The sequence below is a fragment of the Variovorax sp. V15 genome (assembly GCF_041154425.1).
GTDB lineage: Bacteria > Pseudomonadota > Gammaproteobacteria > Burkholderiales > Burkholderiaceae_C > Variovorax > Variovorax guangxiensis.
Map to the genome: position 1 here is coordinate 3,867,992 of NZ_AP028659.1, position 24,880 is coordinate 3,892,871.

27 protein-coding genes are annotated in these 24,880 nt (G+C 67.9%); 12 read left to right on the top strand and 15 right to left on the bottom strand.

What is annotated here, in order from left to right; genetic code table 11:
- Positions 1-373 precede the first annotated feature (373 nt).
- Entirely contained in the window at positions 374-2,584 is a 2,211-nt protein-coding gene (locus ACAM57_RS18355) for a LamG-like jellyroll fold domain-containing protein (RefSeq protein ID WP_369658424.1), read from the top strand.
- A gap of 121 nt (positions 2,585-2,705) precedes the next feature.
- Entirely contained in the window at positions 2,706-2,834 is a 129-nt protein-coding gene (locus tag ACAM57_RS18360) for a hypothetical protein (protein ID WP_369658425.1), read from the top strand.
- A gap of 133 nt (positions 2,835-2,967) precedes the next feature.
- Here the strand turns inward: ACAM57_RS18360 and ACAM57_RS18365 are convergent, their stop codons facing one another.
- From ACAM57_RS18365 to ACAM57_RS18400, 8 genes are all read right to left on the bottom strand, one after another.
- Positions 2,968-3,579 carry an alkylhydroperoxidase domain protein gene (locus ACAM57_RS18365; RefSeq protein WP_369658426.1) on the bottom strand — a complete coding sequence of 204 codons (612 nt, stop codon included), beginning with the start codon at positions 3,577-3,579 and terminating at the stop codon, positions 2,968-2,970.
- Between the two features lie 28 nt (positions 3,580-3,607).
- Positions 3,608-4,264 (bottom strand): CMD domain protein, encoded by a 657-nt coding sequence (locus ACAM57_RS18370; RefSeq protein ID WP_369658427.1) that lies wholly within the window; start codon positions 4,262-4,264, stop codon positions 3,608-3,610.
- A 27-nt stretch (positions 4,265-4,291) separates the two neighbouring features.
- Positions 4,292-5,368, bottom strand: coding sequence for a putative FMN-dependent luciferase-like monooxygenase (locus ACAM57_RS18375; protein WP_369658428.1), 1,077 nt, complete (start codon positions 5,366-5,368; stop codon positions 4,292-4,294).
- Positions 5,369-5,476: 108 nt separating this feature from the next.
- Positions 5,477-7,012, bottom strand: a complete 1,536-nt coding sequence (locus ACAM57_RS18380; protein WP_184638481.1) for a sensor domain-containing diguanylate cyclase — start codon at positions 7,010-7,012, stop codon at positions 5,477-5,479.
- A 120-nt stretch (positions 7,013-7,132) separates the two neighbouring features.
- The gene (locus ACAM57_RS18385; protein WP_369658429.1) at positions 7,133-7,600 is read right to left on the bottom strand and encodes a hypothetical protein; all 468 of its coding nucleotides are present in this window, start codon (positions 7,598-7,600) and stop codon (positions 7,133-7,135) included.
- A gap of 126 nt (positions 7,601-7,726) precedes the next feature.
- A complete protein-coding gene (locus ACAM57_RS18390; protein WP_369658430.1) occupies positions 7,727-7,924 on the bottom strand; it encodes a hypothetical protein in 198 nt (65 codons plus the stop codon).
- Positions 7,925-8,019: 95 nt separating this feature from the next.
- Positions 8,020-8,280, bottom strand: a complete 261-nt coding sequence (locus ACAM57_RS18395; protein ID WP_369658431.1) for a hypothetical protein — start codon at positions 8,278-8,280, stop codon at positions 8,020-8,022.
- A gap of 184 nt (positions 8,281-8,464) precedes the next feature.
- Positions 8,465-8,734 (bottom strand): hypothetical protein, encoded by a 270-nt coding sequence (locus ACAM57_RS18400; RefSeq protein WP_369658432.1) that lies wholly within the window; start codon positions 8,732-8,734, stop codon positions 8,465-8,467.
- 142 nt (positions 8,735-8,876) lie between these two features.
- Here ACAM57_RS18400 and ACAM57_RS18405 point away from each other — a divergent pair, with 142 nt between their 5' ends.
- From ACAM57_RS18405 to ACAM57_RS18420, 4 genes are all read left to right on the top strand, one after another.
- Positions 8,877-9,182 (top strand): hypothetical protein, encoded by a 306-nt coding sequence (locus tag ACAM57_RS18405; RefSeq protein WP_369658433.1) that lies wholly within the window; start codon positions 8,877-8,879, stop codon positions 9,180-9,182.
- Positions 9,183-9,286: 104 nt separating this feature from the next.
- The gene (locus tag ACAM57_RS18410) at positions 9,287-10,453 is read left to right on the top strand and encodes a DSD1 family PLP-dependent enzyme (RefSeq protein WP_369658434.1); all 1,167 of its coding nucleotides are present in this window, start codon (positions 9,287-9,289) and stop codon (positions 10,451-10,453) included.
- A gap of 107 nt (positions 10,454-10,560) precedes the next feature.
- On the top strand, positions 10,561-11,814 hold the full coding sequence (locus ACAM57_RS18415; RefSeq protein ID WP_369658435.1) for an acyl-CoA dehydrogenase family protein: 1,254 nt from the start codon (positions 10,561-10,563) through the stop codon (positions 11,812-11,814).
- Between the two features lie 33 nt (positions 11,815-11,847).
- On the top strand, positions 11,848-12,063 hold the full coding sequence (locus tag ACAM57_RS18420) for a hypothetical protein (RefSeq protein ID WP_369658436.1): 216 nt from the start codon (positions 11,848-11,850) through the stop codon (positions 12,061-12,063).
- 36 nt (positions 12,064-12,099) lie between these two features.
- On the opposite strand, the gene ACAM57_RS18425 is transcribed toward ACAM57_RS18420, so the two are convergent.
- Both ACAM57_RS18425 and ACAM57_RS18430 read right to left on the bottom strand, forming a co-directional pair.
- Positions 12,100-12,414 carry a hypothetical protein gene (locus ACAM57_RS18425; protein WP_019653070.1) on the bottom strand — a complete coding sequence of 105 codons (315 nt, stop codon included), beginning with the start codon at positions 12,412-12,414 and terminating at the stop codon, positions 12,100-12,102.
- 369 nt (positions 12,415-12,783) lie between these two features.
- A complete protein-coding gene (locus tag ACAM57_RS18430; protein WP_369658437.1) occupies positions 12,784-13,614 on the bottom strand; it encodes a crotonase/enoyl-CoA hydratase family protein in 831 nt (276 codons plus the stop codon).
- Positions 13,615-13,712: 98 nt separating this feature from the next.
- Here ACAM57_RS18430 and ACAM57_RS18435 point away from each other — a divergent pair, with 98 nt between their 5' ends.
- On the top strand, positions 13,713-15,587 hold the full coding sequence (locus ACAM57_RS18435) for a PhoX family phosphatase (RefSeq protein WP_369658438.1): 1,875 nt from the start codon (positions 13,713-13,715) through the stop codon (positions 15,585-15,587).
- Positions 15,588-15,620: 33 nt separating this feature from the next.
- Positions 15,621-16,019 (top strand): DUF488 domain-containing protein, encoded by a 399-nt coding sequence (locus ACAM57_RS18440; protein ID WP_126018909.1) that lies wholly within the window; start codon positions 15,621-15,623, stop codon positions 16,017-16,019.
- A gap of 6 nt (positions 16,020-16,025) precedes the next feature.
- On the opposite strand, the gene ACAM57_RS18445 is transcribed toward ACAM57_RS18440, so the two are convergent.
- On the bottom strand, positions 16,026-16,634 hold the full coding sequence (locus tag ACAM57_RS18445) for a glutathione S-transferase (protein ID WP_369658439.1): 609 nt from the start codon (positions 16,632-16,634) through the stop codon (positions 16,026-16,028).
- A gap of 128 nt (positions 16,635-16,762) precedes the next feature.
- Between ACAM57_RS18445 and ACAM57_RS18450 the strand changes: the two genes are divergently transcribed.
- Entirely contained in the window at positions 16,763-17,221 is a 459-nt protein-coding gene (locus ACAM57_RS18450) for an Lrp/AsnC family transcriptional regulator (protein ID WP_184638527.1), read from the top strand.
- A gap of 17 nt (positions 17,222-17,238) precedes the next feature.
- Here the strand turns inward: ACAM57_RS18450 and ACAM57_RS18455 are convergent, their stop codons facing one another.
- Complete coding sequence (locus ACAM57_RS18455) at positions 17,239-18,141, bottom strand: SDR family oxidoreductase (protein WP_369658440.1); 903 nt, start codon at positions 18,139-18,141, stop codon at positions 17,239-17,241.
- 141 nt (positions 18,142-18,282) lie between these two features.
- On the opposite strand from ACAM57_RS18455, the gene ACAM57_RS18460 reads away from it, so the two are divergent.
- The gene (locus tag ACAM57_RS18460) at positions 18,283-19,158 is read left to right on the top strand and encodes a CoA transferase (protein ID WP_369658441.1); all 876 of its coding nucleotides are present in this window, start codon (positions 18,283-18,285) and stop codon (positions 19,156-19,158) included.
- A gap of 15 nt (positions 19,159-19,173) precedes the next feature.
- Here ACAM57_RS18460 and ACAM57_RS18465 read toward each other — a convergent pair whose 3' ends face one another.
- The gene (locus tag ACAM57_RS18465; RefSeq protein ID WP_369658442.1) at positions 19,174-20,109 is read right to left on the bottom strand and encodes a hypothetical protein; all 936 of its coding nucleotides are present in this window, start codon (positions 20,107-20,109) and stop codon (positions 19,174-19,176) included.
- Positions 20,110-20,147: 38 nt separating this feature from the next.
- The gene (locus tag ACAM57_RS18470; RefSeq protein WP_369658443.1) at positions 20,148-21,065 is read right to left on the bottom strand and encodes a DMT family transporter; all 918 of its coding nucleotides are present in this window, start codon (positions 21,063-21,065) and stop codon (positions 20,148-20,150) included.
- Between the two features lie 233 nt (positions 21,066-21,298).
- Between ACAM57_RS18470 and ACAM57_RS18475 the strand changes: the two genes are divergently transcribed.
- Positions 21,299-21,679 carry a tautomerase family protein gene (locus tag ACAM57_RS18475; protein WP_184638534.1) on the top strand — a complete coding sequence of 127 codons (381 nt, stop codon included), beginning with the start codon at positions 21,299-21,301 and terminating at the stop codon, positions 21,677-21,679.
- 17 nt (positions 21,680-21,696) lie between these two features.
- Positions 21,697-22,326, top strand: a complete 630-nt coding sequence (locus tag ACAM57_RS18480; protein ID WP_369658444.1) for a DUF1294 domain-containing protein — start codon at positions 21,697-21,699, stop codon at positions 22,324-22,326.
- Positions 22,327-22,333: 7 nt separating this feature from the next.
- Here ACAM57_RS18480 and ACAM57_RS18485 read toward each other — a convergent pair whose 3' ends face one another.
- Positions 22,334-24,733 (bottom strand): YgiQ family radical SAM protein, encoded by a 2,400-nt coding sequence (locus ACAM57_RS18485; RefSeq protein ID WP_369658445.1) that lies wholly within the window; start codon positions 24,731-24,733, stop codon positions 22,334-22,336.
- Between the last annotated feature and the right edge of the window lie 147 nt (positions 24,734-24,880).

Below are 24,880 nucleotides of genomic sequence, written 5' to 3' on the forward strand. Positions count from 1 at the left end.
GGCGACACCCCGGGCGTCCGTGGCGGCGCTCCGTGCGAGCCCGAGTCGACGAGGCGCGATGCCCAGCGGCCGAACACATCCATGCAATTCCGGAAAAATCGGCGTCCCCTTGAAATTTCCAGGCCACCCGGAAAATTGATTGCCTTGTCTATCGATGCAATGAGGAACGAATACCTGCATTTTTCGCGGCAATAAATTCACGAGAACATCATATTCAATGCATAGAGTCTGCGCTTTCCGAAGTTGCCGGCAATTTCAGAAAAGAATTTGATGCACTACGAATTCAAATACCATGAAAAAGCAGACTCTTTCCAATGAAGAAAAAATCGACTTGGCTCAATTGGCTTCCGTTCCGGAGAACAGGCGCCGGGAATTGCTGAAGCTGATGCTGGCGGGCTCGGTCACGGGACTCGCGGTCGCGCTGCCCGGGTGCGGCGGCGGCAGTGGCGCCGGTGCCGGGGCGTTCCCGGTGGCAGGGACGAACGGGCCTTCGACAGCCGGATCGCCCACCGGCGCGCCGCCGCCGGCGAGCCAGGGCGTCACCGCCCAAAAGATTTCGAGCTTCACGATCTCGGTGCTTCCCGATACCCAGTTCTATCCGCGCTATGCATCGGAAAAGATGGGCGAGCTCTACCAGAAGCTCTACTCGGGCATCGACCCGAAATACGACAACCCCTTCAAGACCCAGACGCAGTGGATTGCCCAGAACGCCAGGCTGCTGAAGATGCCGTTCACCATGCATCTGGGCGATATCGTCGATCAGTCGTGGTACTACACATCGGAAGGCTCCTCGCCCTGGAGCGCCTCCACCGATCTCGTGGGCAACGGCCAGATCGGCAACGGACAGGTCACGAAGGAATGGGAACTCGCGAGCCAGGCGATGCAGGTGCTGGAGGCGGCCAGGTGCCCTTACTCCATCTGCGCGGGCAACCACGACGTGGGAGCCATCGATTCCGACATGCAGTGGGGTCCCGACTGGGGCGTGGGGGTCACCGGTTTCGCCAACAACGACGGCTACCAGGACGGAGGCAGCCACCGCGTCGGGCTGTTCGAACCCTACCTGCAGGTGTTCCCCCCGGAGCGCGCGAAGCGGCAGGCCACCTTCGGAGGAAGGCACTCATCGGGCTTTCACGAGTACCACGTCTTCGAAGCCGAGGGAAACAGGTTCCTGGTGCTGTCGATGTCGTGGCGGGCGTCGGACGACGCGATCGGCTGGGCCAACCAGGTCATCCAGTCCAACAAGACGACCCCGGTCATCCTCGTCAATCACCAGCTGGTCGGCATCGGCAGCGACGGCAAGACCGCCGCGGACACCGCCTACTCGAACTACATGTGGGACAAGCTGATCAAGGACAACGACCAGATCTTCATGGCCGTCAGCGGCCACTACCACGGCTCGTGCACCAGCACGAAGAAGAACTCCCGCGGCAACGACGTGCACCTGATGGTGGTGGACTACCAGATGGCCTACATGGGCGGCAACGGCCTCATGCGCATGTTCGAGTTCGACCTGACCAACAGGAAGATCATCGCCAGCTCGTTCTCCCCGTGGGTGCCCCTGAAGCCGGCCGCAACGCTCAACGAGTTCGACGCCGCATGGCTGTCGGATTCGAACCAGTCCTTCGCGCTGGACATGGACTTCGTCAAGAGATTCGCCTCCTTCAATCCGGATTTCTCGGTGCCCGACGGTTCGTCGGACAGCAGCCTGACGGACGTGGCGAAGAAGCTCATCCTGACGAACTACAGCCAGCCGCCGCAGAAGGCGGCCGCGCTTCCTTCCGGCCCCGACGACTATCCGAAGGTCGACAACACGCTCGCCCACTGGCGCTTCTTCAATGCGGCGGCGGCCGAGGGAGATCTCTTTCCCTATCAGCCTGGGCAGCAGATCCAGGACGTTTCCCCGGGAGGCAAGAACCCCGTCTCGGTGAACACGTGGGCGGGGCAATCCGGCGACCTGGTCTGGTCGAAGAGCCATCATCCGCTGTCGGCCGCGCCCGGCAGCCTGCGCTTCCTGAACGCCACCAAGACCAGGTTCTCCTACTTCACGACCGACGCGAATTCGGCACTGAACATGGAGACCTTCGCCAAGGGCTACACCATCGAAGCGTTCGTGTACATCGACGCCGGCTTCGACGCGACGAAGAATGGATGGATGGGCATCCTGTATCGCCTGGGGGCACGCTCGAACCTGCCCGGCTTCGCCTCGGACGATGGCGACTGCGCCCTGATGTTCGCCTTCTCGAACCTGATGGAATTCCAATGGGAAGTCGCTCCCGTGAACCAGGCAACCAACCTCACCTGCTGGTCGGGCGGCGTATCGGCTGGCCAATGGCTGCACGTTGCCATTGTCAACGATCCCGCGGCTTCGTATGCGACCACCATGTACGTGGAGGGAGCGCCCGTGCTGCGCAACAACACGAACATGCAGGGCATCCAGTACGTCGCCCCGACGCAGCAGCTCGCCATCGGCTGCGGGCAATGGGCCGGGAACATGTCCACGGGCTTCCTTGGAAGCATCGGCGAAATCCGCATCGTCGGCGTGCCCCTGACTTCCGACAAGTGGCTGACGGCCCGGGCGAGCTGAGCTGAAACGAGGAGGCCGGCGACGATGGGCCCGTCGCCGCCGGTCCTTTCCCGCCCTCCCAATTTCTCCCCAGGTCGCGCCTTAGGCTGGGCTTCTTCAACGTCGAGGGAAACCGCCCCGAATGCGATACCCCACCCGGAAACTCACCACTGCCACCACGGCCGCCCTCGTCGCCCTGTCGTGCGTACCCGGCGCCTTCTTCAGCCACTGCGGCCATGGAGAGCCGGGGCCGGGCTTCGGCCTTCGCTGACTCGAAAAAACGAACGCCCTTTCCGGCAGGACACCGAATTTGCTCGACGCACTACGGGCCTTGTGGGCCGCACTGGTTGCCATCGGCCACTTGCTGGCCTGGCTGCTGACGCTGCTGTCCTGAGCGTGGAGGGTCAGCCGCCCGAAGGCTGCTGCGGCTCCCCCAGCGACAACATCAGCCGATTCGCCCAGTTGAAGAACGCCGCGCCATGCACGACATCGGCAATCGCGAGGTCGTCCAGCCCCTGCGCCCGCAGCTGTGCCACATGCTCCGCCCCGAACGCCGAGGGCGTGGACGACAGCGCGACCGAAGCCGCCACGATCGCGTTCCAGCGCTCGCCCAGGTCGGCCTTCACGCCTTCGTCGAGCAGCCTCTGCACGTCCTGCGTGCGCTGCGAGAAATGCGAGGCGAAGCGCGCGTGCACCGACGCGCAGTAGATGCAGCCGTTGTAGCGCGAAGCCGCCGCGGCCGAGAGCTCGCGCTCGGCGCGCGGCAGGCCGGCTTCGGGGTTGTGGAAGATGTCCTTGTCGGTGCGCGTGCGCGCCCCGAGGATGTCCGGGTCGCGCGCCAGCAGGCGGAAGTACGGCGACTTGGCGCGCGCTGCATCGACCAGGCCTTCGAAATGCCGCGCTGTCAGTTCGGCCTCGGGCAAAGGCTCCAGCCAGGGCAGCCACTCGAGCTGCGCCTGCGTGAAGGCGTTCGGATGGTGGTTCTCGGGGTGGCTCAGCACGGATTCGGCGCTCATGGCTGTGTTTCTCGCTCTCTTTCTCTGCTCAATCGACAAGGGTGACGGGCCGCTGTGCCAGTGCCCGCAGGCCGGCGACGACGCGGATCTGGAAAGCAAGGAAAGCCACGAGCTGCGACAGCGTCACGGCCTCGGTGCCGGTCCATGCCGCATCAAGCAGCGATTGCAGCGCCGCGGCGCTCGCGTCGCGCGGATGGAGGACGAGCAGGTGCGCATGCGCCAGCGCGGCGGAGAGCTTCTCGCCCAGCACCGCGCGCCCGGCTTCGCTCACCTCGTATGAAGGCCCGCTTGCATCCTCCGCGCTGAGCGGCCCCGGGGGATAGCGGCCATAGGGTCCATCGGGGCCTTGCGCGGCGCCTCGCCGCGTTTCGATGGCGATCGCATCCGCCACGCCGGCGCGAGCGCCTTGCCCCGCCAGCGCATCGGCATAGAAGCGCGCCACGTCGGCCTGCCCGTGCAGCCCCGTGACGAAGGCCGCGACGGCGAACCTGTCCGCGGTCCCGAAATTCCCGAACACGGGCGGCGCCGGCGCAAACAGCGCGAGATAGCTCTGCTGCGCATGGGTGCGTGACTGTTCACGATGCGCACGGATGCGATCGAGATGGCTGCCGGGCTCGATGCCGACGAGTCGGTCAATGACATCGGGCACCACGGGTGCGATGGGAGAAGCGACGATGGCGTTCATGACAAAAAAGGGGAAAAAAGAGCGCAGCTAGAGAAGCGCAAGCGATCGCAGGTCGGACGCGCTCGCTCCGCTCGTCCAGCCAAGGGCAGGCGCGACTGCGGTGGCGGTCAGTTCGATGGAGCGCAGGATCGCCTCGTGCGGCGGATCGACGGAGTGCACCTGGCACACGAGATCGGTCACGCGCGCGAGGGTGCTGTCGGCACGCAGCGAGGCGATCACGTCGTCGGGCGAGCCGACGTGCACGTCGTAGGCGGCAATCAGCTCTTCGAGCGGCGCATCGGGCCCGGCCCGACCGGCGAGGCCGGCCTGCCCTGAAGCGGCGAAGCGCGCGGCCGAGCGGCGCAGGCCGATGTCGGCCAGGCGCAGCGCTTCCTTGCGGGTGTCCGCCACGAAGACGCTTCGTGAACCCACGATGCGCGGCGTGCGGCCCGCCGGCAATGCGGCCAGATAGGCATCGACGATCGGGTTCTGGATCTCGGCGAGCGATGCATGCGGCGCATGCTCGGGGCGAGGCTGCGTGCGCGAAAGCATCAATCCGTCGCCGGCCTCCCCTGCCCGCGTACCGCCGCTCACCGAGAACGTGGCCTGCCAGATGCGCCCGAGCAGCTGCTCGCCCGAGGGGTACAGCGCATCGCCGCCCGCCAGCGGCCGGCCTGCCCAGGCCGAGCGCACCGCGGCCAGCTGCTTCGCGAAGATGGCCGAGCGGTCGTTGCCGTCCAGCCCGAAGGCAGCGAAGGACTCTGGCGTGCCGCCGGTTCCCACACCCACCTCGAGCCGGCCGCCCGAGAGAAGATCGAGCACGATCGCGTCTTCGGCGACGCGCACGGCGTTCTCCAGCGGCAGCGTGATGATGCCGGTGCCCAGGCGGATGCGCCGCGTGCGCGACGCCACGTAGGCCAGGAAGACGAATGGCGACGGCAGGCCGCCCTCGTGCTCGTGGAAGTGATGCTGCGCCACCCAGGCCGAATCGAAGCCTGTGGCCTCGGCGTGGGCGATCTGCGCCGCGACGAGGCGGTAGCGTTCCGCGGCTGGCACGTCGTCGAGCAGGCGGCTGAAGAAGCCGAGGCGAAGCGGGCGCGGTGGTTTGTGGGGAATGCCGGGCATCCGGAAGAGAAGGCTGCGTTGTGACTGGCCTTCGAGTCTTGCGCGGGATGCCGCCCGAGGGAAATCCGGTTATCGCGCTTGCTTATGCGCTTTGCGCGTATCGCCCGTTCATTCGGCCGTTGGCCGGTCTGCGGCGGTGCAGACGCGGTTGCGCCCATTCATCTTGGCCGCGTACAGCGCCCTGTCCGCAGCCTGGATCAGTTCCTTCGGCGGCTGCCGGGTGCCGGCAGGGCTCAGGGCATCCACCCCGGCGCTCAACGTGACGAAGCCGTCCGGCGCACCGGCGTGCACGATCTCCAGGTCGCGCACCGCACTGCGGATCTTTTCCGCGAGCACCGCCGCGGCCGCCACGTCGGTATTCGGCAGCAGCACGGCGAGTTCCTCCCCGCCGTAGCGGGCGGCGAGGTCACCCGGGCGCCGGGCCGCGAGGTTCGAGATGGTGCGGCCGATCGTCTGCAGGCACTCGTCTCCGGCCGTGTGGCCGTAGATGTCGTTGTACTGCTTGAAGCAGTCCACATCGAGCAGGATCAGCGCCAGCGTGCTCGCGTCGCGCATGGCGCGGCTGAATTCGGTGTCGAGCGTCACGTCGAACTGCCGGCGGTTTGCCAGGCCGGTGAGGCCGTCTTCCATGGCGAGCGTGTTCAGCGTCTTGTTGAGCTTTTCCAGCGCGTCGCGCGCGCCCCGCAGCTCGGCCTCGGTCTTGTTCTGCAGCTCCATCTGCCTGACCAGCCGCCAGCCCACGGAGCCGACGATCAAGACCAGCAGGACGACGCCGCCTGTGTGCCAGAGCGTTTCGTTCCACCATTCGGCCAGGATCTCGTCCTTGGAGAGAGCCGCCCCGACGAAGAGCGGATAGTTGGAAAGGCGCCTGAAGCTGTTCAGCCGCGTGACGCCGTCCTGCGCCGACTTGATCTCGGCCGTTCCGACCGGCCCCAGGGTCCTGTAGGCGCGGTAGAGCGAGGTGTCCAGCATGTTCCGACCGACCATCTCGGGGCTGAACGGGCGGCGGGTCATCATGGTGCCGGTGTCGAGGATGAGCGCGACGGCGCCGGCCTGGCCGATGTCCAGGCTGTCGTAGAACCTCGTGAAGAACTCGACGTCGATGGTCGCGAGCGCCACGCCGCCGAAGCTGCCGTCGGGGTTGTCGATGCGCCGCGAGACGGGCACGAGCAGCTTGCCGTTGGTGCGGCTCTTCACCGGTATGCCGATGTGCGGTCCGCGGTCCTCGTGGTCGCGATGGAAGATGAAGTATTCGCGCTCGGCGTTGTTCAGGTTCTGCGGCTGCACCTTCCGCGAGTTCACGACCCAGTTGCCCTCCTTGTCGTAGACGTGGATCGCATCGAGCTGCGGGAGCTCGGCCACCCGCATCGCGAGCACCTTGTGGAGCCTCTCGAGGGCCGCGGGCCCGGTGCCGTCGTACTCGACGCGCTCGACGACGCCGATCAGGGCGGTGTCGGTCTCCTTGATCGTGTCGTCCGCCTGCTGCGCCATCGCACGAGCCAGGTTCGCCGTGGCAACGCTCATCTGCTTGAGCTGGACCGTGCGCGACTGCCAGCTGTTCCAGCAGTCGAGCGCGACAAGGGCGAGACAGACGACGGCGACGAAGGCCGTGGTCCGGAAGATGATGGAAGGTCGACGAAACAAGATCTGCTTTCGAGGCAACGATGTCTGAAGCGCCTCGCCGACTTTGACACATCTGCGGCCGGATATGCAGCAACCCGGTGCGGCCGCCTGCTGCCGGCCCTGAAGTAGGGCCCGGCCGGCTCAGACCGGCCGAACGTCGAAGAACGCCTCGTCCGTGTCGCCCAGGTCGCGAAAGCCCGCCGTGCGCGCCGCGTCGTAGGCCTTGGCCCATCGCTTGGCCAGGGCGATCTCCGCCTTCGAAAGATCGCTCTCGCTCGATTCGCTTGCGTTCTGGAACGCCCGCAGCGCCTCGACCACGTCGCCGCCGAGCTGTCGGTCGATCTCGCGCCTGAAGCGCTGCTGCGCCACCTTCACCGCATCGGCCGCCGGGTGCGAATAGTCGGCAAGCCTCACCGTGTACGCGACCCGCTCCTCGACTTCGACGTCCTCGAAGCGGAACGGCTCCTCGGACTGCGCGCGCGAAAACGAGGGCTCCGGCAACAGCACCGGCGCATGCGGTTGCGGCTGCGGCTGCGACAAGGCAACCGGAAAGGCTGAGGCCGCTGCTGCGGCAGCACCCCGCGGAAAGAAAAGCTCGAACTGGTTCATGGTTCATCGCCCCGGCGCGCAGGTACGCGCCGATCCGGGCTCGTGGCCAAAGACTGGATGAATATACAGTCTTTGGCAACTGTTAACCAGCCTGCGAAGGCTCGGCGTTGCCGATCGTCCGACGACTCAACGGCGGTCGTGGATCATTCGCCACATGTTGCATCCGCTCGGGCACGCGGGCGCCACCGGGCCAGGGTCCGCCTGTGCGGCCACGATGGATGATGCGAGGAGGGAAAGATCGGCAGGATCGCTGCCCGGCGACGGAGTGCCGCCGATGACGAGTGCAGTCACGCTGACCGCCACCACTTTTGTAACCATCAACATGATCGTCTCCAGCAGTTGGTCACCAATTCAAGATAGACCTGCCGAAGACAAAAATCGCGGGGATTTACCCTCGCCGGCACCTGGCGTCCGGCACCCTACTCGCCGGAAGTCGGTCTCGCGCCGTTGCGCGATGCACGGGGCGGCTCCGCCGCCTCCCCCGCCTCGACATAGTTGAGCTCGATCGGATGAACGATCGACGCCGCCGGCTCGCCGTCGAAGCGCACCAGCAGATATTCGCCGCTGGCACCGGTGATGGCTCCGAACCTTCCCCGAAGCTCGACCCTGCCGCCACGCCGTGCGGGCACCCTGAAGCGCATCCGGATGTACGGGAGGCCCACGCGGAAATACTCGACCATGCGAAATCCCTGACTTTGTTTGTAATCGTTCGATCAAGGTCGCCGCGGCCCGCTCGACAAGAGCGGAAGACGCAACGTCGTTGACCTTTCGACTCAATCTCGTCGGAGGCGTGTCGGTCGCGTGTCAGTCGAAATCGCTCGCAGCTGACAGCCGCCGGGCATTCGGCGGGTGTTCCGAAGCCGCTCAGCGGATGCCGCCGAAGGCGTTTTCCTCTTCCGCGGCGATGGTGTCGTCGACCTCCTCCCGAGGTCCGACATTCAGGTCTTCCGAGAGCCCCTTCAGGACGACGTAGCCCGCCTGCAGCGCCTCGGCGTAGGTGTGGAAACCCTTGGCCGCCTCCATCAGCGGCTCGAACTCCATGGAGTTGTCGAAGGACTCCAGCAGCACCCAGAAGTAATGGCCCTCGTCGTGTTGGTCGACGGTCAGGGCGATGGAGATAAGTTGGCCAGCCATGCCGCGCATGGTGGCGCGCTCGAATGACAGGCCCAAGAAGTAAACATGAACGTTCGGCTTCGTGTTCGACTGCTCGAAAACACTACATCCTTTCGTCCGGAAGGCCTTCACGCGGCGGCGAGGGATCGGCGATGCTCAGGGCATGCCGATCGCAAATTCACGTTCACCAGCGCGCTCCGGATGGCGCGTCGCCGCGCTGATCTACACGGTCGCCGGCGTCGTCTGCATCCTGGCCTGCGCGGTCGCGCCCGACAGCGACGTGAGCCTGCTGATCTCCATCGCGGGCGGCCTGCCGTGGTCGCTGAGCCTGCTGACGCTGGGCCTGTCGCCCGGCGTGGCGAATACGGCGCTGCTGATGCTGGCCGCGAGCTGGTCGGTCAATGCGGCGCTGTTGTGGTGGCTGGCGCTGCGCCGGCCGGGGCCGCACGGCCCTTCGCATCCGGCCTGACCGGCCTTGATCGGTTCGGGCGAATCGGTGCGATCATCTCGCCCCGGAACACCGGGCGCCCGGTGCCTGTCCCACAACAAGAACCGAGACAAAGGCTTTTCCCGATGCCCCAAGCCCTGCAGCAAGTCAACACGCCGCTGATCGGCGTTCCCGGCGGCCGCCATCTCCTCGACACCCCCGCCCTGCTGATCGACCTGCCCGCGATGACGCGCAACATCGAACGCATGGCCGCTTTCGCCAGGTCGCGCGGCGTGAACCTGCGCCCGCACGTGAAGACGCACAAGTCGGTCGAGATCGCGCGCCGCCAGGTGGCCGCGGGTGCCATCGGCGTGAGCTGCGTCACGCTGGGCGAGGCGGAAGTGATGGTCCAGGGCGGCATTCCGGGTGTGCTCATCACCTCGCCGGCGGTCACGCCGAGCAAGATCGCGCGGCTCATCAGGCTGGCGCAGCAGGCGCGCCCGGGCGACGTGATGGTGGTGGTCGACAACCCGCAGAACCTCGCCGACCTGGCGCGCGCCGCGAGCGAACTCACCCATCCGCTGGACGTGCTGGTGGACTACGGCGCGGGCTACAACCGCACCGGCGCCGCCACGCAGGCCAAGGTGCTCGAGCTGGCCGCACTGGCCGCCGCCGAGCCGCGCCTGCGGCTGCGCGGGCTGCAGGCCTATGCGGGCAACCTGCAGCACATCGTGGCGCGCGAGGAGCGCAGCGCGGCGGCCGCCGGCCTGCGCGAGACCGTGGCGGGCATCGTCGCGGCGGCGCGGCGCCAGGGCCTGAACTTCGACATCGTCACCGGCGCGGGCACCGGCACGCACGACCTCGATTCGCAAGAAAACGCCTTCACCGAGCTGCAGGCCGGCTCGTACGTGTTCATGGACGCCGAGTACAGCCGCGTGCTGGCCGACGGCGACCGGCCCTCGCCCTTCGAGACATCGCTCTTCGTGCAGACGGCGGTGGTCAGCACGAACGCGGCCGACTGGGTGACGGTGGACGGCGGCACCAAGTGCTTCTCCACCGACAGCGGCGTGCCGCTGGTGGCCAAGGGCGCCGACGCCGCGAGCCGCTACGCCTTCTTCGGCGACGAGCACGGCAAGCTGATGCCGCCAGCGGGCTCGCAAGGTTCGCAGGCGCAAAGACCGACATTGGGCTCGCGTGTGGAGTTCGTCACCCCGCACTGCGATCCGACGGTGAACCTGCACGACGCCTATCACGTGGTCGAAGGCGGCACGCTGGTCGCCATCTGGCCGGTGGACGCGCGCGGCAGGCGATAGCGGCATAAGAAAACTCGAAAAGCGTATTTCACAAGCGCCGTGCCGCGGGGGACAGTCGGGCGCTGTCCCTCTTCTCCCGGGCGTGCCTTTCGGGGCCGCCCCGCCCCATGGAATCCATCCAAGCAACGACGCGCCCCGCGGCGCACGCGCCAGGCGCTCAGGCGCCGTCCTTCCGGCAGCTTGCCGCCCGCTTTCGTCCTGTCTTCCAGCGCATCGCCGAGCGCTCCGCCCAGCGCGAGACCGATCGCGAACTCGCCTACGAGCCCGTGGCCTGGCTCAACGCCGAGCGCTTCGGCGCGCTGCGCGTGCCGCTGGAGCACGGCGGCCTGGGCGGATCGGTGGAGCAGCTCTACGACCTGCTGATCGAACTCGGCGAGGCCGACTCCAACCTGCCGCAGATCCTGCGCGCGCACTTCGGCTTCATCGAACGGCTCTTCGCCGAGATCGACCCCGCGCTGCACGGCCCGTGGATGCGGCTGGCGGCCGAGGGCGTGATCTTCGGCAACGCCACCACCGAGCTCGGCGAGGGCCCGCTCGGCGAGCTGCGGACCACGCTGCGGCGCGACGGCGATGCCTGGCGGCTAGACGGCGACAAGTTCTACAGCACCGGCACGCTGTACGCCGACTGGATCTCGGTTTCGGCCCAGCGCCTGAACGACGACGGCAGCAGCGACCGCGTGATCGCGCTCGTGCCCGCCGAGGCGCAGGGCGTGGAGCGCGTGGACGACTGGCGCGGCTTCGGCCAGCGGCTGAGCGCATCGGGCACCACGCGCTTTCGCAACGTGCGCGTGAAGCCCGAGAACGTGCTGCTGTACGTGCGCGACCAGCCCACGCCGCTGACCGCGCATTTCCAGCTCACGCACCTGGCCACGCTGGCTGGCATCGCGCGCGCCATCGTGCGCGACGCGGTGGCCTTCGTGCAGCCGCGCAAGCGCATCTACAGCCATGGCAGCGGCGACACGCCGCGTGAAGACCCGCTGGTGCAGCAGGTCGTCGGCCAGCTCGCGAGCACGGCCTTCATCGCGGCATCGACCGTGCAGGCGGTGGCGCGCGGCCTGGGCGAGGTCGACCGCTTCCGCCAGCGCGGCGAGGCCGTGCCCGAGAGCCTGCTGTTCGAGGTGGAGCTGAACACCGCCAAGGCGCAGGCCGGCATCGTCGATGCGGTGCTGCAGGCGGGCACGCGGCTCTTCGACGTGGGCGGCGCTTCGGCGCTGCAGGAAGACCGGCGGCTCGACCGGCACTGGCGCAACGCGCGCACACTCGCCTCGCACAACCCGACCATCTACAAGGGACGCGTGGTGGGCAACTACCTGCTCAACGGGGAGAGGCCGACTTTCTACTGGGCGGTGGGGAGCGCTTAAAGTCTCGGGTTCTCCAACGGACCCGTTTGCTTCATGCGCCGCCTGCTGCCAGCCTTTCTCCTATTCCTCATCGTCAGCTGCGCAACGCCGCAAGCCGGCGTGCAGCGTCTCAACGATGGTGTCTTCAGGGCTGCGAGCCAGCAGGAAGCGGAGGCCTATTGCCGTATCGACGGGAACCCGATCCGGTTCCTGACACAGGCCGACGCACCGACCACGCCGGGCAGCGGCGTGCTCTTCAGGTGCGACTGAAGAAGGATCGAGGGAATTGAAGGCTCTGCGGCGTCTTCAGACGCGCGGGAGCGCCGCAAGGAAGGTGGACACGACGATCGCCGCGGCCCGGTCGAGCTGCAGGATGTCCGCGACGTCGAAGGCGTGCGGCGCCGTGCGTCCACTCGAGCCGAGCGGCTTGCGGATCTCGACAAGGACTTCGGCCGCCAGTTCGCGGTCGCTGCGCGGCCGGCCGTCGGGGTGCATCACCCATTCATCGACTTGATCGAACGGAATGCTTCGGAAGACTCCCACGATGGGGACGTACTTGTAGCGATCCTCGCCCACCAGGATGGGCACGCTGAGGTTACAGAAAAACGTGGTCGTCGACATGCAGGATCGCCGTCGCTAGGCAAAGCGTTCAATTGTTAATGAGTGAGCTGTCTGGAGCCATCCTCCGCAGGAGCTATCAGCGGAGGAGACGTGACCTTCTGCACACAAATTGTCTCGATCCGTATGGTTTTGCCCCATAAAACAACCACTTTATTCTTACATAAAGATACACCGAGTGGGATTTTTGATGTTTTCGGCTGTTCCGGCCCGAATTGAAGGGTCGGCCGAACAGAAGGCGCAGATGTAACCGCGCCCGCGCAAGACGGGGGATGCGAGGGTGCGCGAAGAACGGCGTCGGCGGGCTGGGGAATACCCGCCCGGCCGTTCACCTGGCAGCGATGGATTTCATGCGGGGCGCCCCGCCGGCCGTCAACCCGGCGCGCTGAAGCGCGGCGCGCGCCGCTCGATGTTGGCCTTCACGGCCTCGACCTGGTTTGGGCTGCCGATCAGCGCCTTCTGCTCCACCGACTCGGCCAGCAGCAGCTCGGCCGCGCTCTGCGAGAGCGATGCGTTCAGCAGCCGCTTGCCCGCGCGGATCGCGTCCGGGCTCTTGCCGGCAATCTCGTGCGCCATCTGCAGCGCCTCGGCCAGCGGGTCCGCGCTGACGCGGGTGGCGAAGCCCAGGCGCAGCGCCTCCTCGCCCGAGAAGATACGGCCGGTGAAGGTGAGCTCGCGCACCACGTCGCTGCGCGCGAGTTCGCGCATCAGCACCATGCCGGCCATGTCGGGCACCAGGCCCCATTTGATCTCCATCACCGAGAGCTTGGTGTCGGGCGCGACGATGCGGATGTCGGCCCCCAGCGCCACCTGCAGGCCGCCGCCGAAGGCCACGCCGTGCACTGCGGCAATCACCGGCACCGGCACCTCGCGCCAGACCATCGCGACCTGCTGCGCGGCATTCGAGATGCCGTGCGTGCGCACCACCAGGTCGGCGCCGGCGGCGCCCTCGCCCAGCACGCTGGCGCCCGCGTCCTGCTGCTGCATGCGTTCGAACGAAGCCATGTCGAGCCCCGCGCAGAAGGCCTTGCCGCGGCCCGAGATCACCACCGCGCGCACCGCCTTGTCTTCACGCAGCGCCTCGCCGGCCTCGATGAGCGCATCGAACATCGCCGGATCGAGCGCGTTCATCTTGTCGGCGCGCGAAAGATGCAGTTCGACCACGCCGTCGGCGTGGCGGGTGCGTTCGATGCGATCGGTCATTCGATGTCTCCTGGGCGGTTGCCGCACCAGTATCGCCGGGCACGGGCTCAGGCGATGATGGAGCCTGTCGCCAACACAACACCGCAAACATCTCCGCCATGCCCCTGGACCGCCGCCACTTTCTCATTCAATCGGGTTCGGCCGCCGCCGTGGTCGCGTTGTTCGGGCAGGGCTGCGCCTCGCCGTCCACGCCCACAGCCATGGGCTCCGGTGAGGTGCTCGGCTTCACTGGCGTGCCAGCCTCCCTGCGCGACGGCATCGTGGTGCCCCCCGAATACGAATGGCAGCTGCTCTACCCCTGGGGCTCGCCCACCGGCGTCGCGAACCGCATGCCGAGCTTCGCGCCCGACGCGAGCAACAGCGCCGACGACCAGGCCGTGCAGGCCGGCATGCACCACGACGGCATGCACTTCTTCGCGCTCGATGCGAGCGGCGAGCGCGGCCTGCTGGTGATGAACCACGAGTACACCGACGAGCAGCTGCTGCACACCGACGGCGTGAAGGAATGGACCGCCGACAAGGTCCGCAAGTCGTTGCATGCCATGGGCGTCTCGGTGATCGAGATCCGGCGCACCGACAAGGGCTGGCAGCAGGTGCTGCCCTCGACTTTCGCGCGCCGCGTGCACGGCAGCACGCCGATGCGCATCTCCGGCCCCGCCGCCGGCACGCCGCTGATGCGCACCGCGGCCGATCCGGCCGGCGACGCTGTCTTCGGCACCTTCGCCAACTGCGCCATGGGCGTCACGCCGTGGGGCACCTACCTGACCTGCGAGGAGAACTTCCACGGCTACTTCGGCGGCCCGAAGGACGCGGCCCGCAACGCGACGCCGGCCCAGCGCCGCTACGGCACGGTGGCCGGATCGCAGTGGGTCGAGTACTGGCGCTTCGACGAGCGCTTCGACGTGAGCCGCCATCCGAACGAGCCGCACCGCTTCGGCTGGGTGGTCGAGATCGACCCCTTCGACCCCACGGCCACGCCCGTCAAGCGCACCGCGCTGGGCCGCAAGCGCCAGGAAAGCGCCACCTGCACCGTCGCGAAGGACGGCCGCCTCGTGGTCTACATGGGCGACGACTCGCGCTTCGAATACATCTACAAGTTCATCAGCCGCGACAAGGTGCGCCCCGGCACCGACGCTGCCGCGCGAGCGGCCAACCGCCACCTGCTCGACGAAGGCACGCTCTATGCCGCGCGCTACGACGCCGGCGGCCGCGGCCAGTGGCTCGAGCTCACGCACGGACGCAACGGCCTGGACGCAGCGAACGGCTTCGCCGACCAGGCGGAGGTGCTGATCCACGCGCGGCTGGCCGGCGACCAGGTCGGCGCCACGAAGATGGACCGCCCCGAATGGATCGCCATCCATCCGCAAAGCGGCGAGGTCTACGTCACGCTCACCAACAACAGCCAGCGCGGCGACGCCGGCAAGCCCGCTCCCGATGCGGCCAACCCGCGTGCCAACAACCTCTTCGGCGGCATCCTGCGCTGGCGCGAGGACGCGGGCGATGCCGCCGCCACGGGCTTCGCCTGGGACCACTTCGCGCTGGCGGGCGACCCCGCGCAACCCGGCAGCGGCGCGCGCTACCCCTCGGCCAGCGCCGACGCCTTCGGCGCCCCCGATGGCCTGCACTTCGACCGCGGCGGCCTGCTCTGGATCCAGACCGACATGAGCGGCCAGGTGATCGGCAAGCCGCCCTACACCGCGCTGGGCAACAACCAGATGCTGTGCGCCGACCCGGCCTCGGGCCGCATCAAGCGCTTCCTGACGGGGCCCAACGGCTGCGAGATCACAGGCTGCGTGGTCACGCCCGACCGCCGCACGCTGTTCGTCAACATCCAGCATCCGGGCGAGGCGCGCGACGACGGCGACACAAAACCCAACAGCGTCTGGCCCGACGGCACCACGCCGGGCAGCGCCCGGCCGCGCTCGGCGACGCTGGCGATACGGCGGCGCGACGGCGGTATCGTCGGCACCTGAGACAAGCACCAGCAGAGAAAAGGGAAACGCACCATGAGCATCCGCATCGTCCGCCTCGGCACTCCCCGCGCTCCCGGCGAAGGCTTGCGCGTCGGCACCGTGCGCCGTCCGCCGCGCGGCGTTCCGAAGACCGAGTTCGCTTCGCAGGACTGGTACGACGTGTGGTATCCCAACCTCGCGCCCTCCGTCGAGGCGATGAAGCAGGCACAGGAAGCCCAGAAAGAGGAATCGCCCGCGCAGTGGAACGCCTTCGTGCGCAAGTTCAAGTCCGAGATGGCCGAGCCCGATGCGAGCCGCAGCCTCGACCTGCTGGCCGCGCTGTCGCACGGCGCATCACTCTCGGTGGGCTGCTACTGCGAGGAGGAGTCGCGATGCCACCGCTCGGTGCTGCGCAGCCTGCTCGCGGAGCGCGGCGCGAAGATCGTCGACTGATTCCGCTCAGACCATCGGCGCGCCGACGAAAACCGGCAGCCGCTCTGCCTGCGCGGAGTACGCAGCCAGCACAGGGAAGTCGGTCGGCGAAATCGCATCGGGCGTCAGCAACTGCGTGAACGCCCAGGCCACGGCCGTCGAAATGCCCGCCTGCGTCATCGTCTCTTCGCTGGCCGGCAGCGGCTCGGCAGCGATCTCGCGTTCGAGCGCCGAATACGCAGCGGCGAGTTGGCCCTGCACACGGTCCATCCACGGCTGGTGCAGCTTCTCGGCCGGACGCAGCTTGCGCTCGTAGACGATCTGCACCGTCTTCTCGCAGGCCGCGAGCGCGAGCCCCGTGAGGCGCAGCTCGCGCAGCCGCCGCGCCGGGTCTGCCGGCACCAGGCTGCGCCCGCTGAGCGCCTGGGCGTAGTCGATGATCAGCGTCGAGTCCATCAGCACCGAGCCGTCGTCGCACACCAGCGTTGGCGCCTTCACCACCGGGTTGATGGCGCTGAACTGCTCGAAGGTGCTGAAGACGGAAATCGAGCGGTGTTCGAAGGGAACGCCGAGCAGGCGAAGAGAAATGGCGGTGCGCCGCACATAGGGTGAGTCGAGCATGCCGATGAGTTGCATGGAAGTTTTCTCCTGGAAGGCGGCCCACGATACCCGCCACAGCGGTAGCGCCGAATGGCAAGACATCGAAAATGACGGCCGCAAACCGATCAACCATCGGCGGCCATGCGCCCTGCCGACTCCGCTCCATGAACATCGACAAGAAAGACCGCCTGATCCTCGAAGCGCTGCAGACCGACGCGCGCCAGAGCCTGGCCGCCATCGGCAAGCGCATCGGCCTGTCGCAGCCGGCGATGAGCGAGCGCGTGCGCAAGCTGGAAGAGGCCGGCGTGATCGAGGGCTACGGCGCGCGCGTCAACCTGCGCGCGCTGGGCGTGGGGCTGCAGGCCATCATCCGCATCGACACCACGCATGCGGGCATCGCCAAATACCTGAAGCTGTTCGAGGCCATGCCCGAGGTGCTGAGCGCCGACCGCGTGACCGGCGAAGACTGCTTCTTCGTGCGCTGCGCGATCGCCGAGCCGGCCGACCTGGAGCGCGTGGTTGACGCGCTGGCGGTCGATGGCTCGGTGACAACTTCGCTGGTGCTGTCCAGTCCGGTGAACAAGCGGGTCACCGTGCACGCGGCCAGGCCGCCGAAGAAATAAGCAATAGACGGCAGCCTTCAGCGCTGCGCCTTGTCCTTCTGGTTCTGCGCCTCGATGCGTTCGCGCGCGGCCAGCCAGTCGGCGTCGCTCCACTGGCGCAGCTCGTAGAAGTTGCCGCCGGTGGCCAGCGCGTTGCCGCCGTCCATCATGATGCTCTGGCCGGTGAGCCAGTCGCACTGGCCCGGCGCCATCAGGAAGGAAGCGAGGTTCTGCAGCTCGCTCATGCGGCCGGTGCGCGCCATCGGGTTGTTCTGCTTGCTGCGCGCGCCGGGCTCCTCGCCGGGGTTCAGGCGCTTGCTCATGCCTTCCGTCGGAATCTCGCCGGGCCCGACGGCGTTCAGGCGGATGCCGTGGCGCGCCCATTCGACCGCGAGCGACTTGGTCATGACCTCGATGCCGGCCTTGCTCATGGCCGAGGGCACCACGTACGGGCTGCCGTTGTCGACCCAGGTGACGATGATGCTCATCACGCTGCGGAAAGCATCGCCTGGCTTCCATTCGCCGGACTTGGCCTGCGCCACCCAGCGCTTGCCCACCGCCTGCGTCACGTAGAAGCTGCCGTGGAACACGATGTTGGCGATGGCGTCGAAGGCGCGCGGCGAGAGGGCCTCGGTGGGCGAGACGAAGTTGCCCGCCGCGTTGTTCACCAGCCCCGTGAGGCCGCCGCTCTGGAACAGGCTCTCGACCATCTCGTCGACCTGCTGGGCGATGCGGATGTCCACGCCGAAGGTGTCGATGCGCCGCTGCGGAAACTGTTTGCGCCACTCGGCCGCGGTCTCCTCGCAGACCGACTGGCGCCGGCCGCAGATGGCCACGTCGGCGCCGAGGCTCAGGAAGCGCTCGGCCATCGACCGGCCCAGGCCGGTGCCGCCGCCGGTCACCAGGATGCGCTGGCCGCTCATGAGGGAAGCTTCGAACATGATTCGTCTCCTTGGTCGATGGGAGGCGGCACGCGCCGCCACCGGCACATGCTACGCGTGCCGTGCTTTCGCGGCTTGCGTGAGGTGGCTCCGCCCCTCGGGCGAGAATGCGCGAAACGATTCTTCCGGAGACGACGACCGATGCCGAGCCCCGCCGACGATCAAGCCTTCGCACCGCTGGAGGGCGTTCGCGTCCTCAGCCTCGCGCTGAACCTGCCCGGGCCCGCCGCGCTGCTGCGCTGCCGCCGAATGGGCGCCACCTGCCTGAAGCTGGAGCCGCCGGGCGGCGATCCGATGGGGCTCTACAACCGCCCTGCCTACGCCGCGCTGCACGAGGGCATCGAGGTCCGTACCCTCGACCTGAAGACCGATGCCGGCCAGCAGCTGCTGCACACCGAGCTTGCCTCCACCGACGTGCTGCTCACCTCGTTCCGCCCCTCGGCGCTCGCCAAGCTGAAGCTCGACTGGGCCACGCTGCAGGCGCGCCATCCCTCGCTGTCGCAGGTAGCCATCGTCGGCGCGCCGGGCGAGCGCGCCGAGGAGCCGGGCCACGACCTCACCTACCTCGCCGAAAGCGGCCTCGTCACCGGCACCGAGCTGCCGCCCACGCTCTACGCCGACATGGGCGGCGCCCTGCTCGCCAGCGAGGCGGTGCTCAAGGCCATGCTGCTGCGCTCGCGAAAGGCGGGCGGCGTGTACCTGGAGGTGGCACTGAACGCCTCAGCCGACTGGCTCGCCCTGCCGCGCACCTGGGGCCTGACGCAGCCTTCGGGCACGGTCGGCGGCGCGCACGCGGGCTACCGCGTCTATCCCTGCGCCGACGGCCGCGTGGCGGTGGCGGCGCTGGAGCCGCATTTCGCCGACCGGCTCTGCGAGGCCGCGCAGATCGCCTCGCGCGACATGCTGGCGCCGGCCACGCGCGAAGCGCTGGCGGCCTGGCTGCTGACGCGCACGCGCGCCGAACTCGAGGCCATGAGCCGCGAGCGCGACGTGCCGCTGCTCACGCTGGCCGACTGATCCGGCCGATCGGGCTCAGCGGGCGGCGCCGTCGCGCTGCCGGTCTTCGCGCTTGAGCGCGAGATACGTGTCCAGATCGATCTCATGCAGCTGGCGCGGGTACTGCTCGGCACCCGCGAACCAGCGGCGCTGGCGGCGCTCGGCCTGGTCCGGCCCCGGCGCCGAGAGGTAGGCGTCGAGCGTCAGGAAGTAGCGCATCGCATTGCGCTCCACCAGCCCGCGCAGGCCGCGGATGTAGTCGGGCTGGCCCTCGGGCGTCTTGCCGACCACGGTGAAGCCCACCTTGTCGCTGCCGAAGGTCGCCAGATAGGCCATGGTGCCCAGCCGCACCATCGTGTTGTGGTCGTAGCTGTAGCTGAAGTGCAGGAAGCTCTTGCGCTCGTCGAGCGCTACCGCCTCGAGTGTCACTCGGTAGTTGCTGGTGCCCAGCGGGCCGCTTTCGGCGGAAAGCTCCACCAGCAGGTGATCGGGCGAATTGCCGCTGACCCGGTAGACGAAGGGCAGCTCGAAGGCCTGGTCGACAGGCTTGTCGTAGCGCCGCACCACATAGAGCGTGAGCATCTCGCTTCCCTGAGGGCCGCTGGCGACGCTGCAGCGCCGGTTGTTGACGTGCAGGGTCAGCACCTCGCACCAATGCGCGGAGCCTTTGAGTGCGGTGCTGATCTCGGCGAGCGGATGCTCGACCACGGCGTAGACGTCGCCCTGGAGGCCGTCCGCCGTCTCCATGGAATCGAGCTGCACGGGCCGGCCGAAGCTGCTGCGGTTCAGCTTGTCGCTCAGGCGCTGGTAGGTGGCGCGCAGCGCCTGGGCGGAAGAGTTCTCCGCCGGGGCCGCGAACGAAGACTGCATCGGGCAGGCCGCGAAAAGCAGCAGCGCCGCCGCAGCCAGGATGCGTGTCCATGGAGCCGGCGGGTGGGGCGAACTGCTCACGGTGCTCATGGTGCTGCTCATGGGGCCACACCATACAACGGAGCGCCCCGCCCTCGCCTTCAGTCGGACTGCGCGGGCTTGCTGCGCCGCACCAGCAGCAGCATCGCGCCAGCCAGCAGCAGGGCCCCGGCCCACTGGCGCGGCGTCATCGCCTGCGAGAACAGTGCCGCCGCCAGCAAGGCGGCCACCAGCGGCTCGATCAGCGTGCCGACCACCGCCGCCGTCGGCGACAGCCGCCGCGCGCCCCAGGCGAAGGCCAGGTAGGCCACCGAGGTCGTCACCACGCCCGTGTAGCCCACGCCCAGCCATTGAGCGCCGCCGGACGGCCAGGTGATGCCCGAAGGCAGCGCCACGGCCAGCATGCAGAGCGCCGCGGCCGTCATCCCCCAGGCCGAGGCCGTGACGGCCGGCACCCGCGCCGGCATGCGCGCGTTGCCCAGCACCACCATCGCGTAGCAGAAAGCGGAGCCCAGCGACCAGGCGACGCCGGCCGCATGCCCCGGGGTCAGCGGGCCCCATCCTCCGGCGGGCATCACCAGCAGCAGCACGCCGGCCAGCGCGAGCAGCAGGCCGGCGATCAGCCTGCGGCCGAGGCGCTCATAGCCGCGCAGCACCGACACCAGCGTGACGATCACCGGCGCGCAGCAAATGGAGATGACGGTTGGCAGCGCCGCCCCCAGGTGCACGATGCCGGCGAACCAGCAGCTCACGTTGAGCGCCATTGCGGCGCCCGTGGCGAGCATCTGCGACCGCTCCCGGCTGCTCAGATCGGCCCAGCCGGCACCGGGCATCGCCGGCGCCCGCCAATGCAGCCACCACAGCAACGGCAGCCCGAGGGCGAAGCGCGCCAGCGACAGGCTCTGCGGCGCGATGCCGCCATCGATCAGGAATTGCGCCACCAGCGCACCACCGCCCCAGAGGGCGCCAGCCAGCAGCACGCCGCCCCAGGCCAGGGCGGCAGACGTTCTTGCGTTCATTGATGAAAGTTCTTTCTCCATGACGCCCGCCATGGCCGGTCGCTTCAGGACCGGGGTTCAGGCAGCGGGCGTGACCATCCGAGCCGCCGGCCGGCCGAGGAGGCACGGGGCTGGCGGCAACCGCTTGGGTCTGAGCGCGAGGCGCGCTTCAGCAGCGGACGACGGACGGGGGAGAAAGATGGCGGACCATGTCGCGTATCTTATGCGTCCAAGACTTTTTCAAGGAACAGCACATGCCACTCGTGCGGATCGAGCTTTCCAGCGACAGCCCCGAAACCCTGGGCCCGGCCATCGGGGACCTCGTCTACCAGGCCATGCGGGACACCATCAACGTGCCGGAGCACGACAAGTTCCAGGTCATCACGCGGCATGCCCCGCACGAACTGGTGCATCCGGCGAGCTACCTCGGCGTGGCGTACTCGCCGGGCTTCGTGCTGATCCAGATCACGCTGAACCAGGGGCGCACCACCGAGATGAAGAAGGCCTTCTACAGGCGCGTGGCCGACGACCTGCACGGCCAGCTGGGCATCCGGCGCGAGGACGTGTTCATCAACCTTGTCGAAGTGGCGAAGGAGAACTGGTCCTTCGGCAATGGGGAGATGCAGTACGCATAGCGGCGAGAATCCCGGCGATGAAACGCCAGGGCACGCTCGTTCGATGGGAGAAGGACCGGGGCTTCGGCTTCATCCGCTGTCCCGAAATCTCCGCCGACGTGTTCGTGCACCTGCGCGACTTCTCGGAACGTGGCACCGCGCCGCAGGTCGGCATGCGGCTGGACTTCGAGGAGATCCATGTGGGCGGCAAGGGGCCGCGCGCGGTGGCGGTCCGAGCAGCCGGAGCACAGCAGCAGCGCCCGCAACGACGCCAGCAGCAGCAACCGCAACGTCGCTCTCCCCGTTCAGCCTCGTCCTCGCTGCCGATGGCGCTGCTGCTCGTCGGGTACGCCGCGCTGCTCGGCTACGGCGTGTGGACCGGGCGAATCCCGCCGATCGCGCTCGGCGTGTTGCTGCTGCTCAGCCTGCTGACCTTCTTCGTCTACGGCTTCGACAAGAACGCGGCTCAGGCGGGCCGCTGGCGTACTGCGGAGAACACCTTGCACCTGCTATCGCTGGCCGGCGGCTGGCCAGGCGCGTGGATCGCGCAGCGGCTGTTCCGCCACAAGGTGAGCAAGACAAACTTCATGGCCGTCTACTGGGCCACCGTGCTGGCGCACTTGGCGGCCGTCGGAGCCTGGGTCGGCAAGCTCGTGCCGGCGCTGTAGGCGCCGCTCAGCGCGGCTTGCGGATGTTGCCGCGCACCGGGCCGGCCGATTTGCGCGTGGCTGGCCCCGAACCCGAACCGTTGTCGCGCGGCGGCAGGCCGGTGTGCTGCGTGAGGATGCGGCCCTTGGAGGGCTTCACCGGTGCCAGCTTGACCGGCGCGGCCTTGGCGGTTGCCGGAGCCGCCGTCGAGTTCTTGCGCCGCGCGCTGGTGTAGCCGCCATCGGTCAGCGGCTGCCAGGTCGGGATGAGGTGGTGCTTGCCGTTGCCGATCAGGTCGGCGCGACCCATCGACTTCAGCGCCTCGCGCAGCAGCGGCCAGTTGTTGGCGTCGTGGTAGCGCAGGAAGGCCTTGTGCAGGCGGCGGCGCTTGTCGCCGCGCACGATGTCCACCGTCTCGCTCTCGCGCGTGATCTTGCGCAGCGGGTTGCGGTTGGAGTGGTACATCGCGGTGGCCGTGGCCATCGGGCTCGGGTAGAAGGTCTGCACCTGGTCGGCGCGGAAGCCGTTCTTCTTGAGCCAGATCGCGAGGTTCATCATGTCCTCGTCGCTCGTGCCCGGATGCGCGGCGATGAAGTACGGGATGAGGTACTGCTTCTTGCCCGCCTCGGCCGAGTACTTCTCGAACATCTGCTTGAACTTGTCGTAGCTGCCGATGCCGGGCTTCATCATCTTCGTGAGCGGGCCCTGCTCGGTGTGCTCGGGCGCGATCTTGAGATAGCCGCCGACGTGGTGCTGCACCAGCTCCTTCACGTACTCGGGCGACTGCACGGCCAGGTCGTAGCGCAGGCCGGAACCGATCAGGATCTTCTTGATGCCCCTGAGCGCGCGCGCCCGGCGGTAGATCTTGATGAGCGGGTCGTGGTTGGTGTTGAGGTTCTGGCAGATGCCCGGGTACACGCAGCTCGGCTTGCGGCAGGCGGCCTCGATCTCGGGCGACTTGCAGCCGATGCGGTACATGTTGGCCGTGGGGCCGCCGAGGTCGGAGATGGTGCCGGTGAAGCCCTTCACCGAGTCGCGGATGGCCTCGACCTCCTTGATGATCGAGTCTTCCGAGCGGCTCTGGATGATGCGGCCCTCGTGCTCGGTGATCGAGCAGAAGGTGCAGCCGCCGAAGCAGCCGCGCATGATGTTCACGCTGAAGCGGATCATTTCCCACGCGGGGATCTTGGTCGCGCCGTCGTGGCTGCCGTTCTCGTCGGCGTAGCACGGATGCGGGCTGCGCGCGTACGGCAGGTCGAACACGTGGTCCATCTCGGCCGTGGTCAGCGGAATGGGCGGCGGGTTGATCCACACGTCGCGCGCCGTGGTGCCTTCGCCGTGCGCCTGCACCAGCGCGCGGGCGTTGCCGGGGTTGGTCTCCAGGTGCAGCACGCGGTTGGCGTGCGCATAGAGCACCGGGTCGCTGCGCACCTGCTCGTACGAAGGCAGGCGGATCACCGAGCGCTCGCGCGGCGGCACCTTGGTCTTGCCCTTGCCCTGCAGCGCGGGGTTCGGCACGAAGTTCAGCGGCTTGATGGCGGGGTTGACCGCGGACGAGCCGGCGGCTTCGGCCGCCTTGGCCACCGCCTCGGCCTCGTCTTCCTTGGCACAGGTGGCGCCGTTGGCCTTGGCCTGGTCAGACACCATCAGGTACGGATTGACGTGCGCCTCGACGCGGCCGGGCTCGTCGACGCTGGTGGAGTCGATCTCGAACCAGCCCTCAGGCGTTTCGCGGCGCACGAAGGCGGTGCCGCGCACGTCGGTGATCTGCTGCACCGGCTCCTTGGCCGCCAGGCGGTGCGCGATCTCGACGATGGCGCGCTCGGCGTTGCCGTACAGCAGCAGGTCGCACTTGGCATCGACCACGATGGAGCGGCGCACCTTGTCCGACCAGTAGTCGTAGTGGGCGATGCGGCGCAGCGAGCCTTCGATGCCGCCGAGGATGATCGGCACGTCGTTCCAGGCTTCCTTGCAGCGCTGCGAATACACGATGGCCGCACGGTCGGGGCGAGCGCCGCCGACGTCGCCGGGCGTGTAGGCATCGTCGCTGCGGATCTTCCGGTCGGCCGTGTAGCGGTTGATCATCGAATCCATGTTGCCGGCGGTGACGCCGAAGAACAGGTTCGGCTTGCCCAGCGCCTTGAAAGGCTCGGCGCTCTGCCAGTCGGGCTGCGCGATGATGCCCACGCGGAAGCCCTGCGCTTCCAGCATGCGGCCGATCACCGACATGCCGAAGCTGGGATGGTCGACGTAGGCGTCGCCCGTGACGACGATGATGTCGCAGCTGTCCCAGCCGAGCGCTTCCATCTCCTTGCGCGAGGTCGGCAGGAATTTCGCCGTGCCGAAACGCGCCGCCCAGTACTTGCGGTAGCTGGTCAGCGGCTTGGCGGCACGCGCGAAGAAGGAGACGTCGACGGGAGCGTTCATCGGTGGGAGTTGACAGCGCCGCGGGAGCGCCGTTGTGGGCAACCCTCGATTTTAGGGTTTTCCACCATGCCTGTCGCCCCGTGTGACCTGTGACCGGACTTTCCCGAAGGACTCATGCCTCGCCAATTTGATTGCCAAAGTCAAATA

What these genes read in the sequence shown, in the direction of transcription:
- ACAM57_RS18360 (WP_369658425.1), top strand. Translation starts at nt 2,706, where the DNA reads ATGCGATACCCCACCCGGAAACTCACCACTGCCACCACGGCCGCCCTC.
- ACAM57_RS18365 (WP_369658426.1), bottom strand. Translation starts at nt 3,579, where the DNA reads ATGAGCGCCGAATCCGTGCTGAGCCACCCCGAGAACCACCATCCGAAC.
- ACAM57_RS18370 (WP_369658427.1), bottom strand. Translation starts at nt 4,264, where the DNA reads ATGAACGCCATCGTCGCTTCTCCCATCGCACCCGTGGTGCCCGATGTC.
- ACAM57_RS18375 (WP_369658428.1), bottom strand. Translation starts at nt 5,368, where the DNA reads ATGCCCGGCATTCCCCACAAACCACCGCGCCCGCTTCGCCTCGGCTTC.
- ACAM57_RS18385 (WP_369658429.1), bottom strand. Translation starts at nt 7,600, where the DNA reads ATGAACCAGTTCGAGCTTTTCTTTCCGCGGGGTGCTGCCGCAGCAGCG.
- ACAM57_RS18390 (WP_369658430.1), bottom strand. Translation starts at nt 7,924, where the DNA reads ATGTTGATGGTTACAAAAGTGGTGGCGGTCAGCGTGACTGCACTCGTC.
- ACAM57_RS18395 (WP_369658431.1), bottom strand. Translation starts at nt 8,280, where the DNA reads ATGGTCGAGTATTTCCGCGTGGGCCTCCCGTACATCCGGATGCGCTTC.
- ACAM57_RS18400 (WP_369658432.1), bottom strand. Translation starts at nt 8,734, where the DNA reads ATGGCTGGCCAACTTATCTCCATCGCCCTGACCGTCGACCAACACGAC.
- ACAM57_RS18405 (WP_369658433.1), top strand. Translation starts at nt 8,877, where the DNA reads ATGCCGATCGCAAATTCACGTTCACCAGCGCGCTCCGGATGGCGCGTC.
- ACAM57_RS18410 (WP_369658434.1), top strand. Translation starts at nt 9,287, where the DNA reads ATGCCCCAAGCCCTGCAGCAAGTCAACACGCCGCTGATCGGCGTTCCC.
- ACAM57_RS18415 (WP_369658435.1), top strand. Translation starts at nt 10,561, where the DNA reads ATGGAATCCATCCAAGCAACGACGCGCCCCGCGGCGCACGCGCCAGGC.
- ACAM57_RS18420 (WP_369658436.1), top strand. Translation starts at nt 11,848, where the DNA reads ATGCGCCGCCTGCTGCCAGCCTTTCTCCTATTCCTCATCGTCAGCTGC.
- ACAM57_RS18425 (WP_019653070.1), bottom strand. Translation starts at nt 12,414, where the DNA reads ATGTCGACGACCACGTTTTTCTGTAACCTCAGCGTGCCCATCCTGGTG.
- ACAM57_RS18430 (WP_369658437.1), bottom strand. Translation starts at nt 13,614, where the DNA reads ATGACCGATCGCATCGAACGCACCCGCCACGCCGACGGCGTGGTCGAA.
- ACAM57_RS18435 (WP_369658438.1), top strand. Translation starts at nt 13,713, where the DNA reads ATGCCCCTGGACCGCCGCCACTTTCTCATTCAATCGGGTTCGGCCGCC.
- ACAM57_RS18440 (WP_126018909.1), top strand. Translation starts at nt 15,621, where the DNA reads ATGAGCATCCGCATCGTCCGCCTCGGCACTCCCCGCGCTCCCGGCGAA.
- ACAM57_RS18445 (WP_369658439.1), bottom strand. Translation starts at nt 16,634, where the DNA reads ATGCAACTCATCGGCATGCTCGACTCACCCTATGTGCGGCGCACCGCC.
- ACAM57_RS18450 (WP_184638527.1), top strand. Translation starts at nt 16,763, where the DNA reads ATGAACATCGACAAGAAAGACCGCCTGATCCTCGAAGCGCTGCAGACC.
- ACAM57_RS18455 (WP_369658440.1), bottom strand. Translation starts at nt 18,141, where the DNA reads ATGTTCGAAGCTTCCCTCATGAGCGGCCAGCGCATCCTGGTGACCGGC.
- ACAM57_RS18460 (WP_369658441.1), top strand. Translation starts at nt 18,283, where the DNA reads ATGCCGAGCCCCGCCGACGATCAAGCCTTCGCACCGCTGGAGGGCGTT.
- ACAM57_RS18465 (WP_369658442.1), bottom strand. Translation starts at nt 20,109, where the DNA reads ATGAGCAGCACCATGAGCACCGTGAGCAGTTCGCCCCACCCGCCGGCT.
- ACAM57_RS18470 (WP_369658443.1), bottom strand. Translation starts at nt 21,065, where the DNA reads ATGAACGCAAGAACGTCTGCCGCCCTGGCCTGGGGCGGCGTGCTGCTG.
- ACAM57_RS18475 (WP_184638534.1), top strand. Translation starts at nt 21,299, where the DNA reads ATGCCACTCGTGCGGATCGAGCTTTCCAGCGACAGCCCCGAAACCCTG.
- ACAM57_RS18480 (WP_369658444.1), top strand. Translation starts at nt 21,697, where the DNA reads ATGAAACGCCAGGGCACGCTCGTTCGATGGGAGAAGGACCGGGGCTTC.
- ACAM57_RS18485 (WP_369658445.1), bottom strand. Translation starts at nt 24,733, where the DNA reads ATGAACGCTCCCGTCGACGTCTCCTTCTTCGCGCGTGCCGCCAAGCCG.